The 13673-nt window shown below is 48.8% G+C and carries 12 protein-coding genes; 11 read left to right on the forward strand and 1 reads right to left on the reverse strand.

The window, feature by feature from the left end; all coding sequences use genetic code 11:
• Positions 1–74: 74 nt before the first annotated feature.
• Positions 75–746, reverse strand: coding sequence for a hypothetical protein (locus tag ACESWY_RS04045; RefSeq protein WP_373093175.1), 672 nt, complete (start codon positions 744–746; stop codon positions 75–77).
• A 201-nt stretch (positions 747–947) separates the two neighbouring features.
• On the opposite strand from ACESWY_RS04045, the gene ACESWY_RS04050 reads away from it, so the two are divergent.
• The 11 genes from ACESWY_RS04050 to ACESWY_RS04100 all read left to right on the forward strand — a co-directional run bounded on the left by ACESWY_RS04050 (position 948) and on the right by ACESWY_RS04100 (position 13550).
• On the forward strand, positions 948–2018 hold the full coding sequence (locus tag ACESWY_RS04050; protein ID WP_373093174.1) for a hypothetical protein: 1071 nt from the start codon (positions 948–950) through the stop codon (positions 2016–2018).
• 170 nt (positions 2019–2188) lie between these two features.
• Positions 2189–3052 (forward strand): hypothetical protein, encoded by an 864-nt coding sequence (locus tag ACESWY_RS04055; protein WP_373093173.1) that lies wholly within the window; start codon positions 2189–2191, stop codon positions 3050–3052.
• Between the two features lie 695 nt (positions 3053–3747).
• Positions 3748–5520: an ATP-binding protein gene (locus ACESWY_RS04060; RefSeq protein WP_373093172.1), complete on the forward strand. Its 1773-nt coding sequence runs from the start codon at positions 3748–3750 to the stop codon at positions 5518–5520.
• A 122-nt stretch (positions 5521–5642) separates the two neighbouring features.
• Positions 5643–6440, forward strand: a complete 798-nt coding sequence (locus ACESWY_RS04065) for a DUF4393 domain-containing protein (RefSeq protein ID WP_373093171.1) — start codon at positions 5643–5645, stop codon at positions 6438–6440.
• 86 nt (positions 6441–6526) lie between these two features.
• On the forward strand, positions 6527–8152 hold the full coding sequence (locus ACESWY_RS04070) for a hypothetical protein (RefSeq protein ID WP_373093170.1): 1626 nt from the start codon (positions 6527–6529) through the stop codon (positions 8150–8152).
• Between the two features lie 369 nt (positions 8153–8521).
• Entirely contained in the window at positions 8522–8749 is a 228-nt protein-coding gene (locus ACESWY_RS04075; RefSeq protein ID WP_373093169.1) for a DUF2188 domain-containing protein, read from the forward strand.
• Between the two features lie 260 nt (positions 8750–9009).
• The gene (locus ACESWY_RS04080; protein WP_373202140.1) at positions 9010–10152 is read left to right on the forward strand and encodes an AAA family ATPase; all 1143 of its coding nucleotides are present in this window, start codon (positions 9010–9012) and stop codon (positions 10150–10152) included.
• Between the two features lies 1 nt (position 10153).
• A complete protein-coding gene (locus ACESWY_RS04085; protein WP_271742751.1) occupies positions 10154–10819 on the forward strand; it encodes an RloB family protein in 666 nt (221 codons plus the stop codon).
• Between the two features lie 416 nt (positions 10820–11235).
• Positions 11236–12432, forward strand: a complete 1197-nt coding sequence (locus ACESWY_RS04090; RefSeq protein WP_161116086.1) for an AAA family ATPase — start codon at positions 11236–11238, stop codon at positions 12430–12432.
• Between the two features lie 2 nt (positions 12433–12434).
• Positions 12435–13253, forward strand: coding sequence for a hypothetical protein (locus ACESWY_RS04095; protein WP_161116085.1), 819 nt, complete (start codon positions 12435–12437; stop codon positions 13251–13253).
• Between the two features lie 21 nt (positions 13254–13274).
• Positions 13275–13550 carry a VTC domain-containing protein gene (locus ACESWY_RS04100; RefSeq protein ID WP_204986382.1) on the forward strand — a complete coding sequence of 92 codons (276 nt, stop codon included), beginning with the start codon at positions 13275–13277 and terminating at the stop codon, positions 13548–13550.
• Positions 13551–13673: the final 123 nt, after the last annotated feature.

The raw sequence follows: 13673 nt of genomic DNA on the forward strand, positions 1-13673 counted from the left end.
TCCTCATTCGTATAGTAGGTTCAAAGCGGTTGTCATTTCTAATGATATGGGGGTCCGCATGAACGCTTTGGCTATTATCCAACCGCCAAATCGGGTTCACTCGGTTCAACAGGCGAAATGTTGATGGTCGGCACCTCTTCGTCGGGCGGGAGCGAAATCTGGACGTCCTGCAGCGGAATGGGATTCATGATGATGCGGCTTCTCCAATCTTTGACTTGGTTGTTTTTGTCGAAGACTGGCTTTGAGAGCTCCATGCGGATCTCTTGATGACAATAGTCCACATAAATTACCAGGTACCACAATTTCCCTTCTTGTTGATCCACGGCGTAATTATCAGGATCGAATAGGGTCATTTGACCGTCTACGACTGACGGTGTCTTGCCCTTCTCTTTTAGCTTTGGGCCAAATCCTCCTTTTTTGCCAGTTGAGGCGTCGCCTGTGGCAACGGTAATCTTGACGCTAGCGTCTGCGGAGATCGTATAAGGTAGGTTTTTAACGCTCTCCGACTTCCAACCCTTTTCCGCCATCAACTCACAAATTTTGGCAATTGTGTTGTGATACATAAAGGTGCCCCGCGCCGTTGGGGGAAGGAAGCCGTTATCCAAGACGGTCGTGGTGTCTCGTGCATACTCCAGTGCTTTCCTGAACATCTCTTCGGAAAGATCCGGATGCACATCAGAAGGGCTTGCAAAGCAAGGTCGTTGGTGGCCCTTTGGCGTTAAACTGTCAAGCTGTTGAGCAAACATCTATCTCCAATCAACTACATTTTCTAAACCTAATTCTAGGTCTAGAAAATGTAGTTAGCAAGTAGCTTTACGGTTTGGATTAATGACCTCTATTCGGCGATCCTGTTTTGGCGTTCGGCGGCTTTTGGGTTTCGGTCGATAGCGCCCCCTCCTCTTCTGTGAATGATTCCGACTTCACTTTGCTTGTTTGGGGGCGTTCAAATGGCAATCTGCTGCCTGATGAAGCTTTTTGATAGTGGTGAATTGTTGGCATATATGCTGCGCTTACAATTGCTTTCTGTGGGCGTATTCTTTGGCTGCATATTGGTGCTTTTCGCGGCATCCTATTTTCTATCGGGAGGCAAGATGAAGGAAGGCTTTAAGAAACGGCTAGGCAAAACCTTTGCCTTTAGTAAGAAGACTGCCAATCTATTAATAGCTAGTCTTGTCATTATCTTTCTTCCACCACTTGTTATAGCGTTTCTGTATTCAGTTGACGCGCAACAAGTCGTTATTAGAACACCGTGGAGTGCCGGCGAGATGCTTGGCTACTGTGGGACCATGGGGGCAGCGTTTATTGCCCTTTTGGGCATTGTTTACGGTATCGTTGATGCTTGGGATCAACAACGGACGCAGAGCAGGATGAGCGCCGCTCCATATTTCTCAATGATTATGCTGACGCAGAAAAACAGGAAAGGCTGGCTATCAGATCTTCCGCAATGCGAAGGCGATCCTGAAGAATCTGCTTCCTCTGATGCGGGGTCTAATAGCGAATCCAAAGAGTATTATGAGGCTGAAGAACGCGATACCTACGTGCTAATTGGAAATACAATTGAGTATAAAGACGGTCTTACCAGTGAGCAGCGGAAGCGTGTTACACATAGTTATCTATCTGAATCAATAGAGGGCCTTAGCCTCGCAACACCCAATCCGACAATTTATGTTCCATTGAGGTTCAAGAACGTTGGCCCTGGTTGCGCCAACAATGTAAAGGTCGGCGTTAATCGCAAAGGTGCGGTTTGGCGAGGCGTTAGATCCTTGACGCTTGATCATGGGGAGAGTTTTTACCTTGGTTTTTTCATAGATACGCAAACTGATTCTGCGATCGGGGAGTATGAACTGGGAATTGCTTTCTATGACTGCTTAGGTTTCAGATACATGCAATCCTTCGAGCTGAAAGTAGTGAAGGATGAAGACGGGGGACATGTTGCGCAGCTGGAATGCTTGGGTAGAAAGACCATAATCGACGATCAGTCTTATACAAATATGTCCTTTGATGCTGACACGAAATAATCAGTGTCGTTGAGCGCTGTCGCAGGCGCGGTTGGCTCACTGTGATTATTGAAGGGCTGCGCTCGCACACGGTTCGAGAAAACTAAAGTAGAATTATATTACGTTCATTGTCTGGTGCATGACGTTTTATCAATGTTGATTAATTGGCTTCATGTAGAGGCGTCTAATTGATGGGAAACGCTGTGCTTCAGGAATTATTTGGACCTTTGTCGAACGACTTGAACGCATTGGCAGATCTTGCGACTGCTGTCGCTCTTTTTGCTGCAATCGGTTCTTATCGGCTTGCTGTTAAGCAGATGCGTAACGATAGCTATATAAAAGCCTCTGAATGGTCCATTAATTTTGCCGATACTTTTAGGGCCGAAGTTCTGCCCAGGATGAAGCTATTCAGTTTCGTCTCTTCCGAAGTTTCCATTTATGCTCAAGCCGTTATGAGCCTATCGGTTCATTCTTTAAAGTCGTTTTCCGAAAAAGAATTCATCTCCATAGCCGGTACGTCAAGTTCGAACGTTAAACAAGGTTTGCTATCTTACTTGGCAAATAGTGAAAACCTTGAAAAGGCCGCCGGTAAGTACGCTGAGCTCGCAGAATTGCATCCAGATATTTTTATGCCTATCGATCGAGCCTGTATTGATAACGAAACGTTTGCTTCACTTTTTAATAAAACGCTCACGGAGTTATCGAATTATCTGGAACAGCTTTCATTAATGGTTAATAGTGGGTTGGCTAATGAGGAGGTTCTATACCCGTCGTTTCATCGGCCTTTTTTCAGGGCCGTTAACTACGTCTTTCCCTTTTTGTGCTCCGTTAACAATGGCAGGGAAGTGGGGAATTACAGCTACACCCATATTGTTAAACTGATGGAAATATGGGGCGAGCGTGAACGTGAGATCGATCGTGGGGTTCAGACTTATCAGTTAAAAATTGATAGGGGCTATGAAATAAACAAAGAGATCGGACTAAAGGTTCAGGAGCCGTCGGCTGTTTCTAAACTGAGCTCAGTAATCTTCGGTATATTCAAGAACAACAATTAGCAATGGGCGGATAAAAATAGCTCCAGTTTATGACTGGAGCTGAAACTGAAAACATATTGTGTGGCCTGATTCACGAACTTTAACGTCTGCTAGCTAATGGTTATATGGAATACCCTCGACTTCTTCTTCCATATTTCCCTCCACTATTCATCTATAGCGTGTGCGAGTAATAACTGCGTACATGACCATCCTTTCTAGTAGTGGGCCATTTGCCGGGCTGCCTTCTTGGCTTTCTCTTATACGCCCAGCGAGCTTTCTATTGAATGGGATCCGATGGGCTGTTGGCTAATAGCTAACTGTTCTCGGACACTCTCATATTTGAAATCTAGCCAGCGCTTGAGGCAATGATAATAGGTGTACGTTACTTTTTGTGAGTAAAGTAGTTTAATTGCTTTGAGGAAATCGGCGGACAGCATTTATCAACCGCTGGTAGATTTTCGATGACAAAAGCGTTGACAGTTTTAAGAAACCGGCTTCGCTTTCGATTGGTCAGCTTGGGTTCAGTCTAGTGTTTCTGTTAAGTTAGATTCTCGTGAAGGAGCTTGGCCGTTTACTGCCTGATCGCACCGGTGCTGCTTTATCGTCATCGGTTCATTTTTTACTAGAGGTACTTATGTTCGCATGTTTCGAGCAGCAGTAAAATTGATAATTCTCGCATAGAAAGTGCTGTGCCGTAAAGCAGGGAGGGGCTTACGATGGCGAGGATTACCGGTATTACGTGCAACCATGTTAAGGGGATTAACCATCTTGACGTGCCATGCGATTTTTACCCGAACAAGCCTAACTTTCTTGTGGCGCCTAACGGGTCGGGTAAGTCTTCGCTTGCGGCGGCGTTCGCATCCCTTAACACCAGGCGACTAAAATTGGCAGACGCTGATCGTTATAACGAGGAGGACTGGGACGACGTCTCCTTGTCCGTGACTTTTGACGATGGCGTGACAATGAGTGCTAATGCTGATTCGAATGAAATTGCGAGTAGGGTAGACGTGCAGGTTATCCGCTCTGGGCTGTATGCAAATATGACGAACCGCCGGGTGGGGCCAAGGGTTCTCAGTCAAACGAAGATGAGCGTCCAACAGTGTGTTTTTTACGAGAAGGTGCCAGCCACTGTCCACTTGGACTATTCAGTCACTGCGGAGCGACAGAAATATGCGTCGATCTTACGCGGGAGAATGGATAACCTTGCCGAGGCATTCAAGAGCTATGAGTTCCTTAGCGAGCTGCTCAGCTGCGATGCCGCTTTTAAAACGACTGAGGGTTCCCGATACGCTGCAGCAGTCAATGATTTTTTTAAAGGTGTCATTTCGCTCGAAACGGGCATCGGCGGGGATATTAGTGAGGATGAAGTTCTCAGTTACATTTCTTCTGTAAAGCCACTGAGTTCAATCAAGGAAATCCTTGATCGTTGGTATCCCGAGAAGGGGAATATCTCGAACTACCTGAATGCGATACAGGTCAATAGGTTTATCGAGAAGAGGCGTGGCGATATAAAGGGAGCCGTTTCATACCTTCGATTCCGCAAGATTAAGGATGATATCAATGAGATGCTTCCATTGCTGAACAGAACTAGGTATGGGGTCGAGGCTAAAGTCAGGAACCATCAGCTCGTCGTTGATTTTCCCGATTGGGATGAGGCCTCTAACGGCGAGATTGACGTACTCCAGCTGTGTGTTGCACTATTTCGAGCAAGGACGAAGTTTGGTGAGAAAGAAAACGCTCTATTGCTTATCGATGAGGTTTTCGATTACCTTGACGATGCCAACCTGCTTGTCGCCCAACACTTTCTACTGGAGATGATGAAGCAGTTCAAGAATTCCGGGAAGAACCTCTATGTCATCATCTTGACGCATCTTGACCCAGGTCTCTTTAAGAGCTTTCGTTTCAAAAGCTTCCATACCTCATACATTCCCAATTCAGGGAGCGACTCTGTAAAGGGGTGTTTGAATGCGTTGCTCGTTGACAGAAAAAGGTGCCAAAAGGAAGTCCCTGATATCTATAAGTCGGTTTCCTCCCATTACCTTCATTTCTCGGACTGTGACAAAGCCTCCGAAGATGTCTTGGAGTATATCGCCAAGCAGGGGATTAAAGGTGAGCTGAAGAGCCCCTCATCGTTTCGGTGTGGTATGGAGGCAAAGCTCGGCGATTATTTCTCTGGAAAGCCCTTTGCTCCATCGGAAGTGTGCTGTGGCATCAGGTTGGCTGTCGAGAGGCTCAGTTATGAGAGGCTGGCGGCAGATGATAAGCCTGGATTTCTGAAAATTAATACAGGGACCGAGGACAGGCTCCGTTATGCGAGTGAGCATGGAGTTGAGGTGCCAGAGACATTTCACCTGTTGGGCTCCATATACAACAGCTGCATGCATCTCTCCGGGAGGCCAGGGGAAACGGAGCTCGTCCAAAGAGAGCTAGGGAATAACATCATCAGGCATATGATTGAGGCGTCGTTGAAGGAATTCGGCTGGGCATAGGCGGTCCTTCGGCAGGTCGTTTCGGGAGTTACATTGCGAGACGGCTCTTCCCGTTGTTGGCTGTGTCAATGTGGGCGTTGTATATCATGGACTTGATGTCGGTATGAATTGAGGGAGATTGAATGGACGAGCTTTCCAAAGAAGTTGCATCTCAGTCATCCATTGTATTGGGTAAAGCTTATGACGATGTCGCGCATCCTGCGCTCTCGTCACTCGGAGACACTCTGAGCTTGGTTCCTAGAACGGTCGCTGTGATACTTGGCCCCTGGAATAAATGGGTGGTTAACGGCGAGAACAATATCGAGGAGGCGATTCGGCAAGTTGATCGAAAGATGGGAGACGTCCCGGAGGACTGTTTTTGCGAGCCTGCACCTAATGTTGTGGTACCGGCTATTCAGCAGCTGTCGTATTCGTATGACAGTCAGGATTTAAGGGACCTGTACGTTAATTTACTCGCGTCCTCTATGGATAAAAGGGTTTCTTATCTGGTTCATCCGAGCTTTGTTAGCATAATCGGACAGTTGACTCCCGATGAAGCCAAAATGATGTCGTTTCTTTCTAAAGAGCCTGGTAAGGATCATATTCCGGTTATTGATTTGCGCGTTGTTGAAGATGATGACATGCCAATTAAAGCTCGGTGGAGATTGCTTTGCGAAAACTATACGAACGTATTCGATGCCATCGTCCAATGCCCTGAGAACGTGTCCTTGTATTTGAATAACTTGGAGCGACTGAAACTGCTAAGCGGAGAAACGTACTGTTATGAGGGAGAAGACGATTATCTTGGTATTGAGGATTCTGAAAGGATCCGAAATATAAAGAAGGACATTACGCCTTCTGATGGATGGCGGTTTGATTGCGTACATCATGTTTTTAGGCTAACACCATTCGGGAAGCTATTCATCAAGTGCTGTGTTTAGTCTTCTCGGCTGCGTTGATGCGATTCGATTCAAGGTTCACCCTCGCTTTAGTCTTCGATGATGGTTCCAAATGATAAGGAGTGCATATGAACGAAGCGGTTTCAAAGGTTTTAGCCAACTTGGGTCTCGACGCCGATCCGTTTAAGCAGGAGAAGGTAATCGAACTGGTTAAGAATCCTCTTTCCGGAGCATGGGTTACTGTCTATTCGCACCATGATGCTGCTGATGGAAGGCCTTCTGTTTTCGCCTGTTTTGCCGATCTTACAAAAAAAGAGGAGATTCTTGCAGGTGATGATTGGCTAAAGAACGCCTTAAGCTTCTCACCAGGCTTCTGCATGTATAGAGACGACGTCACTTATCATAACGGGCGTGACGAAGGCTATGACTTTATTGTTGCCGAGCAGTATTTCTATCCGCTCGACCAAGCGCAGATTCTGGTCAACCAGGAATTTATCATGCTGTTTGAACTCTACCGCGGCGAAGACGGTTGCTACTATAGCGTCGACAGGTGTGGCGAGAGAGAAAAAGTCGTCGACTTTGCTGAAGACGAGGTGCGCGTCAGGACCAAATATATGCTGCGCTTTATTGCGGCTAAGCAATGTCTCTTCGTCCACTTTGTGGACGCGAGATTCGCATCTGCGCCCAGCTTTCCTTTGGGGAGCACTAAGTGCATTTCAGAGAGTGATGAGGTCGGGGGGAATTACCATATCGGGCAATGGTACACGAGCGATGCTGATGAAAGCTACCTGCTATCGATGCTTTACGCTCGAAGCTTTATCGAGCCCGGCGACGTCGAGACTTGCGGCGTATGGCCGTACGATGAGAAGAGAGAACGGTACCCTGAGTTCATCATCGATGAACGACCTGACGGTTCGCTCGTTCGATACACATGCGACCCGAATAAGCTTGGCACCCACATTGAAAAGGAGCCTTGCGCTCCACATTACTTAACCCCCGTTTTCTTTAAGCCCGCTGTACTCGATAAGTACAGGAGCAACCCTCTCTTCGATGTTAGCGAGCACCACATTTCATGTGGGAGCCAGTGGAGGTGCGAGATTGACAATGTCAACCCGGACAGAGTCATGGTGTATCTCGGCGATTTGGGACGCGATCTTCCCGAGAGCGAGCGCACCCACTTCCTCTCCTTCGAGAGGTCACCCGTTGACCAGCGCATTTCTGATGAGGTGTTCAAGACGGATTTGCTCAACATGTGGGTTAAGGATCCGACAGGCCCCGTTTCCATGCTTATGAGAGCGCGCATGGAGCTTGATAAAGCGTGGGAAAAGCGGTTTGGCCTGGCGCTGTTCAGGCCTTTCCACCGTGCTGACGAAGGCATTCTTGAACAAATCCACATTCCATCTGGTAATGGCGAGCCTGAATTTGAGGCCGTGATTATGGCCCTCACGAGAGCTCTTGTCGACTACATCGATGAAAGTTCTCTAAAGGGCGCTGATGCGAAGGGTAGTATTAACAAGCTGGAGGCGTTTCTTAGTGGGAATGACATCGTGGCCGACCTAAAGCCTCTCCGTGACCTTCAGAACCTTCGGTCGGCGGGGGCGGCGCACGGCAAAGGCTCAAAATACGATAGGCTTTACGGCGATGTGGTCACCGAAGACCATAGAGAAGATGCGAAAAGACTCATTGCTCGGCTTACGACCATGCTGAACGAGTTGACTGAGGCCTTAAAACCTGCCGACGATCGCAAAGAGTAATTGCAGGGTGATGGGCTGTCATGCGCTAGGGAAACAAGGCTGTTGCAGTTGGCGGATTTAGATATTCTTGCATCAAGACCTTCCGATTTCCTATAGATAGAGACAGGTCCAATTAACTTTCAATGTGTATCCTCCTTGTTTTCTGAGTTTATGTAGCACTAGCTGCGTTTATAGGAATGGGCTATGCGCGATACGGCGGTTTCAGCATGAGGCCGGCTTGTACTTCTTCGAGATTCCATACTGACACCTTTCAGGTCCGGTTTATGTCCGCGCCAGTATTTATGCTTTTAGCAATGCGGCACGAGTGAACTTGTTACAAGCCTCATGCTGTGAGCACGTTAACCAATCGGTCGTGAAGGCGAGGCGAGCATGAAAGGTAGAAACCAGCACGTTACGAAGCGGGCAGATGGCAAATGGCAGGTTAAGGGCGAGGGGGCGCGTCGCGCTTCCTTTGTTACGAGGACTCAGGGCGAAGCTATAAAGCGCGGTCGTCAAATTAGTTCTAATCAGCACTCTGAGCTAATCACCCATCGTCCCGATGGCAGAATCCGCGCAAAGGATTCCCACGGGCACGATCCCTTCCCGCCGAGAGGATAGGGGGGCTTGACGCCATTGCAGCTGCGGGCATGGATTAGCGTGTCCGCAGCCGCATACTTCCGAGTTTTGGCCTTGTACCCTTTGCTCCAGATGCTGCAAACACTTGATTGATGCTATTTAAGGTCTATAATCAAATAAAAACTCTGAAATATCTTTTCAAAACAATGAAAGGAATGTTGAGGACGATGCTTTGCCAGTTCACCTTCAGGAACTATAGATCCTATCGCGACGAAACTGTGCTTTCCATGCAGGCAACATCGATGAGGGAGTTCGAGCGCTCCCTCATAGAGTGTCCTGACGGGCAGAGTTTCCTTCCGGTAGCTGCGGTTTACGGGCCTAACGCTGGCGGCAAGTCTAACCTGCTCGAGGCTCTTGACTATATTCGTTCGGCGGTGGCAAGGCCGATCAGATTGTTGTCTGCCAGCACTGATGCGCCAGAAGGTAACCGATCTTCGATACCCCGTTGCTCTGCGTTCGAGTTCGATGACGTGTCGGCTGCTAAGCCCACCGAGTTCGAGCTCTACTATCGCGCGGGTGAGCATGAGTACCGCTATGCCCTGTCCGTGCATGCGGACGAGATCGTGTCCGAAGGATTGTGGCGGCGCAAATTGGGGGCGTCACGCACGGCGATGCTGTTCGAGCGCGAGGGGACAGGGGTTGAGCTTGGTCCCACGTTGCGTAAGCTCGTGACGGCTGCGAGATTCAACCCGAGCCTGCCATACCTGTCGTTTCTCTGCATCAACTTTGACGCGCCGGTGATCAAAGAGGCCGCCAGTTGGTTTCTTGATGGGGTGTTCCTGAACTACAACAGCTCCTATCTGGAGCAGATGCTCGAACAGTTGCTCGACGAGGATGACTCACTCGAGATCACGCGTTTTCTGCGTGCCGTTGACGTACGTATCGATGGCTTTAGGGTTGAGAAAGCTCCGGAATGGCGCGGCCAGCGCGTCTTCGTAAAGCATGAGGTGGACGGCAAGGGCTATGAGCTGCGCCTGTCCGAGGAGTCGGCCGGTACTCAGAAGCTCATGGGGTTGGCGTCGTTTCTGCTGGCGGCGCTCGAACGCGGCGGTACCGTCGTTGTCGACGAGCTCGACGCCAAGTTGCATCCGAAGCTCCTGCGCTACGTGATTCTGCTGTTCAAAGATCCCGAAGTCAACAAGAGCGGCGCGCAGCTCATCTTCTCGTCTCAGGACGTGTCCACTATGCGAAACGATGTTTTTCGCCGCGACGAGATATGGTTTGCTGCACGCGGCGAGTGGGAGGCGAGCCAGCTATGGTCGCTCGCCGACATCCACGAGGCAAATGGTAACCTGGTCAGCAAGAACGCGGCATTCGACAAGCAGTACCTGTCTGGCCGCTATGGTGCCGACCCGTATCTCACGCGCATTGAGGAGTGGGATTAATATGGCCGCGAAAAAGTCGAGGGACTGGCGCAGCGGCAAGCGCGAGGGACGCTCTCGCATGGTACAGATGACGCGCCATCTCGTGGTGACCGAGGGCAAGGAGACTGAGCCTCGATACTTTGAGGGCGTGCGCGCCGCGTTAGGCGCAGCAAATGAGCGGAAGGTTGCCGTAGTCGTTAAGGGGACTGGCAAACATACTCTCGACCTGCTCGACTTCGCCGTCGAACACTGCCTCTATGCGCCCGAGACGTTCGACCACGTGTGGCTCGTGTATGACAAGGATGACTTCCCTGCGTCCGACTTCGACGCGATGGAGCGTAAGTGCAACGAGCTCTCTGATGGTTCGAGGACCTTCCACGCGTTGTGGTCCAACCCCTGTTTCGAGCTGTGGCCGCTTCTGCACTTTCGCTACACGACCGCGCATATGTCGGCGTCCGACTGCCAGCATGCCCTCGCGCAGGAGATGTCGAAGAATTTGGGCATCGAGTACCGCAAGAACCTTGACGGGATGTTTGGGGCAGTGGATGATAGGCGAGGCGAAGCATTGCAGCGTGCTGGGCGCCTCGTCGCGTACCATAGGGAACTGGGTAACATTAAGCCATCTGCGCAAAACCCTTTAACTAAGGTTGGCGAGATATTTGATGTGATTGGGCCGTATCTGGTTTGACGGTCAAGTTCGATCGGGCTTGATGGGACTGGAGATTCATGAAAGATGTTGTTTCGGGCTGCCTGCCGTCTTTAACTGGATTGACCTTTTGGGACCCGATAGGATACTAGAGCGAATCTAGCGGTATTGACGCAGTCAACCTACGGGCCTGCGTCCTGCGGAGGGGCGGCTTTTCTTTTGAATGGCCGCCCCTTTTCATCATTTGTATGGATGTAAGATTCGGCCTGTCAAAATTTACATCTCAATAAAGAAAAGGCGAAATTGCGTGCGATTTTCTGCTCGTATGTAACTTTACTGACGTGTTGTTGCTCAGTCTTAATTCGCTGTGGTTGCCGGTAAGGGATTGACCGGAATTGGGCTTTTCCTTACAGATCCAATTGTGATGAGGCCTTGCGACGGTATGTCCGGCTTGGTCCGTGGAAATCGCCGAACACAACCAGATTTTCCCAACAAAACCGCAGGTAGAAGCGTTGTCGCTGTCCAGTGTGGTCGGCATGTCTAGATTTTGCCGCATGCTTAAGCGTTTTACTGTTGATGGCTATAGGAATTTTTCGACTCCGATTTCATTTAATTTCGCAGCTTCTCGTGATTACCAGTTTGCAGAAAATAACGTTAAAAACGGAACCGTGAAAACAGCACTTTTGATCGGCAGAAATGCGTCTGGTAAATCGAATTTCGGTTCAGCTTTATTCGACATTACACTCGGCTTTCCAAAGGCATTCGATTATTCTGACCAGGATGATCGTCTGTTTTTGAATGCTGACTGCGGGCGAGGTACGGCACAGTTCACCTATGTCTTTGAATTTGACGGTCACGAAATCAATTACTGCTATGAGAAGACTTATCCGACTACTTGGCTTCACGAGACCCTATCGATTGATAAGAAACGAATTTTCGATTTTAATAACGCACGCGGCGTTTTCGAAGAGAACCATCTTGAACGAATCGGTGCTGCTGGGATCAATTTTGAATTCTCCGATACTTCGTTGAGCCTTCTTTCATATTTAACGAGCAGTCTTCCAACTAATATTTTAGGTGTCTTGGCTGAATTACGCCGATTTGTCTCGCACATGCGGCTGATTCGCATGGACAGCTTTCGTTTAAAAGGGGTTGAAACAAAAAAGGTAATCGACAAAATCATACGCGAGAACAAAGTTGCGGAATTCGAGTCATTTATTCGCAATTTTGGAGTCGATGAGTCTCTGATCGTTATTAAAGAGTCCGACGGCTCGCCTGTTCTGTATTTCAATCACCCTATTCGATGCATCCCGTTTGTCGAGGCATGTTCTAGCGGTACAAGAACCCTGGTTAAGTTGTTCTCTGAGCTTGAGCTAAACGAGTCTGCCAGTTTTTTGTTTATAGATGAGTTTGACGCTTTTTGCCACTTTGAGATGGCAGAGAGCCTTTTGAAGTTCTTTGCTTCAAAGGCATCGTGTCAGATACTGTGCTCGACCCACAATACCTCGTTTGTTAAGAATGGCGTAATGAGGCCTGACTGCGTTTATCAAATCTCTGCAAAAGGGGGCATTCGAACTTTGGCCGATTCCACCGATCGCGAGTTGAGGCTTGGCAACAACATTGAGAAGCTCCTCCGTGCCGGAGAGTTTGACTAGTCATGAACAATGCGTCCGTAAAGAACGTCCTGCTCATTGTCGAAGGTGCTAAACGCGAGCCTCAGCTGATGGAGCGCATGTTTGATACTTTTAGCCTCGCAGATGATCATCAAATTGTTCATGTCGAGATTAATGTTCATGACTTTCTAGACAAGCTCTTTCAAGAATACGGTTGCGATTTTGAGGCCGTTGATCTTAGGTCCTTTGTTGCCGAGCTTCTTCCGGATAAAGATGATGCGACAGAGCTTCTCGAATCCAGTTTTACTGATACCTTGCTCATATTTGACTTAGATCCTCAGGACAATCGGCTCGATTCTAAGCGGCTTGAGCTAATGCAAGACTATTACTGCGATAGCACTGATATGGGTCAGCTATATCTAAGCTATCCATCGGTTGAAGCATACCGTGATTTTGATCCCTTGATGTATTTCTCTCTGGATGATGCCCTTGTTCCTTCAGATGTGATTTTTGGCCAGCGATCTTACAAGGACTGGGTTGCCAGGAGGGGAGATTCGCTTGCGGATATTGGGCGTATTGATGGCTATACATTTGCTTGCATTATTGCCGTTCATGCCCTGAGGTCGCTATGGTTAACTAATGAACAGGCGACGCAAAATGCAAACGAGCGTATGGCTGACTTAGCTGCGACTGTGGCGGACATCAATCATTCTGAACTTTTGCTCAACGAGATTGATCGTCTGAGCAATGATTCATTTTGCGCATGCTGCACCTGTCTATTCTTTATTGCGAATTGGCCTAAGCGACTTAACGACGTTTTGAATAAGGCGATTAAGAGGGGTTTGGGTATTCGTTTGTTCTAAATCTATAACGGCAGCGACAAGGTGATTAAGCTTGAGCGCAAAAAGAAGTACGGCAGCTGGATCTACAAGGAGGACGCGCCACTTACGCGCGGCGAGTTTGAGCAGATTCTGGCTGTCGACTATGACTTTTTGCTGAGGAGTCCCTATCCGCTCTGCCGCGAGTTCTACATCGAGTGCATCTGCAACATGATGCGCCCGCGGACCATCGTGGACTACGAGCGCGAGCCGTGGGTGATGGATGAGGGCACCGTGCGCATTACATTTGACATGAACGCGCGCGGCGGTGGGAAGCTTTGACATTTTTGATGCAACGCTGTCCGCATTGCCCGTGCTGGAGCCGGCAAACTGGTGATGGAGGTCAAGTTTACCGAGTTTTGCTCGCAGCCGGTGCGTGATATGGTGCCGCCGAGTGTGGGTTTG

The sequence above is a fragment of the Collinsella aerofaciens ATCC 25986 genome, from assembly GCF_964237925.1.
GTDB lineage: Bacteria > Actinomycetota > Coriobacteriia > Coriobacteriales > Coriobacteriaceae > Collinsella > Collinsella aerofaciens_BJ.

Coding starts and splice junctions, on each gene's coding strand:
- ACESWY_RS04055 (WP_373093173.1), top strand. CDS start 2,189: ATGGGAAACGCTGTGCTTCAGGAATTATTTGGACCTTTGTCGAACGAC.
- ACESWY_RS04075 (WP_373093169.1), top strand. CDS start 8,522: ATGAAAGGTAGAAACCAGCACGTTACGAAGCGGGCAGATGGCAAATGG.
- ACESWY_RS04050 (WP_373093174.1), top strand. CDS start 948: ATGGCAATCTGCTGCCTGATGAAGCTTTTTGATAGTGGTGAATTGTTG.
- ACESWY_RS04080 (WP_373202140.1), top strand. CDS start 9,010: ATGAGGGAGTTCGAGCGCTCCCTCATAGAGTGTCCTGACGGGCAGAGT.
- ACESWY_RS04095 (WP_161116085.1), top strand. CDS start 12,435: ATGAACAATGCGTCCGTAAAGAACGTCCTGCTCATTGTCGAAGGTGCT.
- ACESWY_RS04045 (WP_373093175.1), bottom strand. CDS start 746: ATGTTTGCTCAACAGCTTGACAGTTTAACGCCAAAGGGCCACCAACGA.
- ACESWY_RS04085 (WP_271742751.1), top strand. CDS start 10,154: ATGGCCGCGAAAAAGTCGAGGGACTGGCGCAGCGGCAAGCGCGAGGGA.
- ACESWY_RS04060 (WP_373093172.1), top strand. CDS start 3,748: ATGGCGAGGATTACCGGTATTACGTGCAACCATGTTAAGGGGATTAAC.
- ACESWY_RS04065 (WP_373093171.1), top strand. CDS start 5,643: ATGGACGAGCTTTCCAAAGAAGTTGCATCTCAGTCATCCATTGTATTG.
- ACESWY_RS04070 (WP_373093170.1), top strand. CDS start 6,527: ATGAACGAAGCGGTTTCAAAGGTTTTAGCCAACTTGGGTCTCGACGCC.